This window comes from Lactococcus fujiensis JCM 16395 (assembly GCF_002441655.1).
Taxonomy (GTDB): Bacteria; Bacillota; Bacilli; order Lactobacillales; family Streptococcaceae; genus Lactococcus; species Lactococcus fujiensis.
In genome coordinates this window covers 1-5,538 of record NZ_JXJU01000030.1, presented here as the reverse complement: position 1 = coordinate 5,538, position 5,538 = coordinate 1, and the positions used below count along the sequence as shown (strand labels likewise).

3 protein-coding genes and 1 tRNA gene are annotated in these 5,538 nt (G+C 37.3%); all 4 read left to right on the top strand.

The features are described 5' to 3' along the window. Window positions 1-37 precede the first annotated feature (37 nt). Window positions 38-125, top strand: a tRNA-Ser gene (locus tag RT41_RS09870). A gap of 216 nt (window positions 126-341) precedes the next feature. Continuing rightward, a complete protein-coding gene (gene dnaG / locus RT41_RS09865) occupies window positions 342-2,219 on the top strand; it encodes a DNA primase (protein ID WP_096819226.1) in 1,878 nt (625 codons plus the stop codon). Window positions 2,220-2,290: 71 nt separating this feature from the next. Beyond that, a complete protein-coding gene (gene rpoD / locus RT41_RS09860; RefSeq protein ID WP_096819224.1) occupies window positions 2,291-3,631 on the top strand; it encodes an RNA polymerase sigma factor RpoD in 1,341 nt (446 codons plus the stop codon). 357 nt (window positions 3,632-3,988) lie between these two features. After that, on the top strand, window positions 3,989-5,538 hold a 1,550-nt coding region (locus tag RT41_RS09855), incomplete at its 3' end, for an ATP-dependent Clp protease ATP-binding subunit (protein WP_096819222.1).

Below are 5,538 nucleotides of genomic sequence, written 5' to 3'. Positions count from 1 at the left end.
CAGGTTCGAATCCTGAGTTTCCCATTCACAAAACTTCGGGGAGTTACTCAAGTGGCTGAAGAGGACGGTTTGCTAAATCGTTAGGTCGGGAAACCGGCGCGAGAGTTCGAATCTCTTACTCCCCTTATGTTTAAATCATAGCCTTGTCACTAAGGCTTTTTTTATCTCTATTGGCGTGAATTTTAGAAATACAATGTTGACAAAATTTTCTTATTGTTGTAGACTAACAAAGATAAGTATTGTGCAGAAGTAATACGTTTATAATAGGGATTTACCCTGATATGACGTCTATTTTTCGTAGACGTTTTTATACTTTTAAATTGATATTGTGAGGAGGGAATATGGCACTAATTAATGTTGATGAACTTAATGATTTAAAAAGTAAAGTTAACATCGTTGATTTAATTTCGCAATATGTTGCCCTTTCAAAAAATGGAAAAAATTATTTAGGTTTGTGTCCTTTTCATGGCGAAAAAACTCCTTCTTTTAATGTAAATGCAGAAAAAGGATTTTATCATTGTTTCGGGTGTGGAAAGTCGGGGGACGCAATTGAATTTATTAAGGAGTATAAGCAAGTTGGTTTTAAAGACGCACTTCTTGAATTAGCTGAATTTGCGGGAATCCAATTAAACATTGAACAATCTAATACTCACCAAGATAATCCTAATCAGATTTTGTTTGACATTAACAATCAGGCGGCACGTTTATATCATATCATTTTGATGTCTACTGAACTAGGGACATCTGCTCGTCAGTATTTATTAGAACGTGGAATTGATGAAGAATTGATAAAACGCTTCAACATTGGCCTAGCACCTGATGAAACGGACTTTCTATATAGAAGTTTGTCACCGAAATTCGAAGAAAAAGTGATGGCCAATTCAGGACTTTTTCATTTTTCAAATCAGAAAACTTTTGACGCATTTTCTAATCGAATTATGTTTCCAATTACTAACGAATATGGACAAACGATTGGTTTTTCAGGTCGTAAATGGCAAGAAAATGATTTATCAAAAGCAAAGTATATTAATTCAACGCAAACACCAGTCTTCGATAAATCCTACGAATTATGGAATTTAGATAAGGCTAAGCCTACAATTTCTAAGAATCATGAAGTCTATCTGATGGAAGGCTTTATGGATGTTATCGCAGCATTCAAAGCTGGTGTTAATAATGTTGTTGCTTCAATGGGAACGGCTTTAACTGAAAAACATGTTAATCGATTGAGACAAAGTGTGAAGCATTTTGTTCTGGTTTATGATGGTGACTCGGCTGGTCAAAATGCGATTAATAAAGCCATAAAATTAATCGGTGAGGATTCGGTATCAATTGTTAAAATACCTGAAGGATTGGACCCGGACGAATATGAAAAACATTATGGTGCAGTAGAACTTGCTCGCTTATTGCAAGAGAATAGAATTCAACCCATTGAGTTCTTCATTGATTTTTTAAAGCCTTCAAACTTGTCTCATTTACAGGCACAAATAGATTTTATTGACCAAATTGCGCCAATGATTGCTAGTGTTCAATCGATTACGGCCCAAGATGCTTTTATAAGAAAATTAGTTGAGATTTTACCTGATTTCGAGTATAATCAAGTAGAGAATGCTGTAAATTTAAGACGTGAAAATGTTCGCGATAACAGTCAAAGCACGGTTCCATTTAACGAACCATATTATCCAGATGATTTTTCGGCCCCACCTGCTGTTGAGCCTAATGAGTTTAATCAAACTGGTATGGACTCTCCGCAGTTTTTGGAGAGAAAATTCAATCAGAAAGAGCCTTCTCTTCTTTTACCAAAACGTTCCAGTATTGAAATTGTTGAGGAGCAACTCATTCATCGGATGATTTACCATAATGCTGTCTTGAAGCGATTTGCAAATGACCAAGAATTTCATTTTGTACATCAAAATTATCAAGCACTTTTTGACAAGTTGATGATTGAGGCGATGAGTTTTGACGGGATTGATCCAAATCATTTTGCGAGTGAATTGGATTCAGAAATGAAGAGTCTGTTTTATGAGATTATTGATTTAGATTTGCCTGATGAGGTTTCCCCACGGGAAATAAATGATTTGGTCGCACAGTTGTCAAAAAATCAATTGAAAACTGAGCTGGGCGAATTGTTGAAGCAACTGGAGACGGCTCATAAATCGGGGAACGCAGAGCGAGAGCTAGAACTTACTGTTCAAATAATTAATCAGAAGAAAAAGATTTAATGTTATTAAAACACTCCATTTAATTGAGTGATGTGATAAGCGTAAACTTTACACCGTAGAGGAGGGGTAAATTGGCTGAAATTAAGAAAAGAATTAACCAAATTGCTAAAGAGACAGGCGTCAGTAGTAATGCACTTGTAGAGAAGGCAAAAGAACTGCAATTGACAGTCAAATCTCATTCAAGTTCGATCACTGAGAATGAAGAAAAACGCCTTCTTGAAGCGCTCAATATTAAGCCAGTTGTAGTCGAAAAAATTGCGCCAGTGGTAAATGCTAACAAAAAACAAAAAGAAAATAATGATTTTGACCTTAAAGCATTTGAAAAAGAAATTAAAGCCTACATTGCTAAGCGAAAACCTCTTGGGCAAGCATTAGACGATGAAATTACAGATGATTTAGTTGTCAAATTCGGCTTGGAAACAGATGCAATAGAAGTATTGTTGCAACAAATTCAAGACGCAGGGATTTCAATAGTAGATAAAGATGGAAATCCGAGTCCATTGGCTCTTAAATCGGATGAGGCTGAGCCAAAAGATGATGTTTCTGATAATGCAATGGACGAGATTGTTACAAACGTTCGTATTGATGACCCAGTTCGGATGTATTTGAAAGAAATTGGCCGTTATCCATTGATTTCTCTTGAAGAAGAAACAAAGTTAGCCGAAGCAATTATTGCTGGTGGTGAAGGTGCAGAAATGGCAAAACAAATGCTTGCTGAAGCAAACTTGCGTTTGGTTGTTTCAATTGCAAAGCGTTATTCTGGTCGCGGAATGCAATTTTTGGATTTAATTCAAGAGGGAAATATGGGCTTGATGAAAGCTGTTGATAAATTTGACCATACTAAGGGGTTCAAATTCTCAACTTATGCTACCTGGTGGATTCGTCAAGCAATTACACGTGCGATTGCTGACCAGGCACGGACCATTCGTATCCCGGTTCACATGGTTGAAACAATTAACAAATTAATTCGCGTTCAGCGTAATCTTTTGCAAGATTTGGGGCGTGATCCTTCTCCAGAAGAAATCGGTAAAGAACTTCATATGACACCAGATAAGGTTCGTGAAGTATTGAAAATTGCGCAAGAACCAGTTTCACTTGAAACTCCTATTGGTGAAGAAGATGATTCACATTTAGGTGATTTCATTGAAGATGATGTTATCGAATCGCCTGTTGATTATACAAATCGTGTGTTGTTACGTGAACAACTTGATGAAGTCATGGATACGTTGACTGATCGTGAGGAAAATGTTCTCCGGATGCGCTTTGGCCTAGATGATGGTCGTATGCATACTTTGGAAGATGTTGGGAAACAATTCAAGGTGACGCGCGAGCGGATTCGTCAAATTGAAGCGAAAGCAATCAAGAAGTTGCGCCATCCACGTCGCAGTAAACCATTGCGTGATTTTATGTAAATTTAATGTTCTTTGAAAACATGGCCCTTGTCAGTACTGACGGGGCTTTTTGTTCTTATTTGTGACTTCTTTTTACGCTTCAAATTAAATCAAATTATTTGCTAATTTATTTATAAAGAATTATAATTAATATATCAAAGGTCAAAGAAGGTCAAACTTTTAATTTATATTGCCTTTGATGTTCGAAGCTGATGTTATAAAGTAGCTCGCTGAGCTCATAATTTTGTCATTCTAATGAGAATGAACTTGAGATAAAGGAAATCGTTTATTTATCCTACTGCTTTTGAAAACATCGGAGTTGAATAAGACAAAACTTGTTTTGTCTTTACTTAATAGATGAATTAAAGGAGGACGCGTATGCTCTGTCAAAATTGTAAAATTAATGAGGCTACTATTCACCTCTATACGAACGTGAATGGACAAAAACGACAAACTGATTTATGTCAGAATTGTTATCAAATTATGAAATCTGGTGGACAGGAGGCTTTATTTGGTCCTGGAAATAACACACCAATGAATGGCTCTGAAGAACCTTTTAACCCATTTAATGATATTTTTAGTGCCCTTCAAGGGAACGAAATGTCAAGTCAACAAACGCCACCCACTCAAGCTGGAAATCGTTATCCAGGAGGTGGCCAGCCCCCACGCAATCCTAGAGGAAAACAACCTAAAGGAATGTTAGAAGAATTTGGCATTAATGTGACTGATTCAGCTCGCCGCGGTGAAATCGATCCTGTTATTGGTCGTGACGAAGAAATTAAGCGTGTGATTGAGATTCTTAACCGTCGGACGAAAAATAATCCTGTGTTAATTGGGGAACCAGGTGTAGGTAAAACAGCAGTTGTCGAAGGTTTGGCTCAAAAAATTGTAGATGGTGATGTGCCACAGAAATTGCAAAATAAAGAAGTGATTCGTCTTGATGTTGTTTCACTTGTTCAAGGAACTGGAATCCGGGGTCAATTTGAGGAACGGATGCAGAAATTGATGGAAGAAATCAGAAAACGCAACGATGTTATTCTGTTTATCGATGAAATTCACGAAATTGTAGGCGCTGGATCTGCTGGTGACGGTAATATGGATGCTGGTAATATTTTGAAACCAGCACTTGCTCGAGGTGAGCTGCAATTGGTTGGTGCAACAACGCTCAATGAATATCGAATCATTGAAAAAGATGCCGCTTTGGAACGCAGAATGCAACCTGTTAAAGTTGATGAACCTTCCGTTGAAGAAACGATTACGATTTTAAAAGGCATTCAAAAACGTTATGAAGATTATCATCATGTGAAATATACTGATGCTGCAATTGATGCCGCTGCCCACTTGTCAAATCGTTATATTCAAGATCGATTTATGCCAGATAAAGCCATTGATTTGCTCGATGAATCAGGTTCAAAGAAAAATTTGACACTCAAATTTGTTGATCCTGAAGACATCGAACGTCGAATTGCCGAATCAGAGGCACAAAAAAATGAGGCCATGCGGACAGAGGACTTTGAAAAAGCTGCTCATTTCCGTGACCAAATTACAAAACTTAAAGAATTACAAAACCACCAGGTTTCTGATGAAGAAACGCCTGTCATTACTGACAAAGATATCGAAGCCATTGTGGAACAAAAAACAAATATTCCTGTTGGAGATTTGAAGGACAAGGAACAAACTCAATTAATCAATTTGGCAAGTGATTTGAAAGCTCATGTGATTGGTCAAGACGAAGCTATTGACAAAGTTTCGAAAGCCGTTCGCCGTTCACGTGTTGGTCTTGGTAAACCAAACCGTCCAATTGGCTCATTCCTCTTTGTTGGCCCAACTGGGGTAGGTAAAACTGAATTGGCTAAACAACTCGCGGTCGAACTTTTTGGCTCCGCTGATAGTATGATTCGTTTTGATATGTCTGAATATATGGAAAA

Excerpts from the sequence above, each read along its gene's own strand:
- dnaG (WP_096819226.1), top strand. The coding sequence starts at position 342 with ATGGCACTAATTAATGTTGATGAACTTAATGATTTAAAAAGTAAAGTT.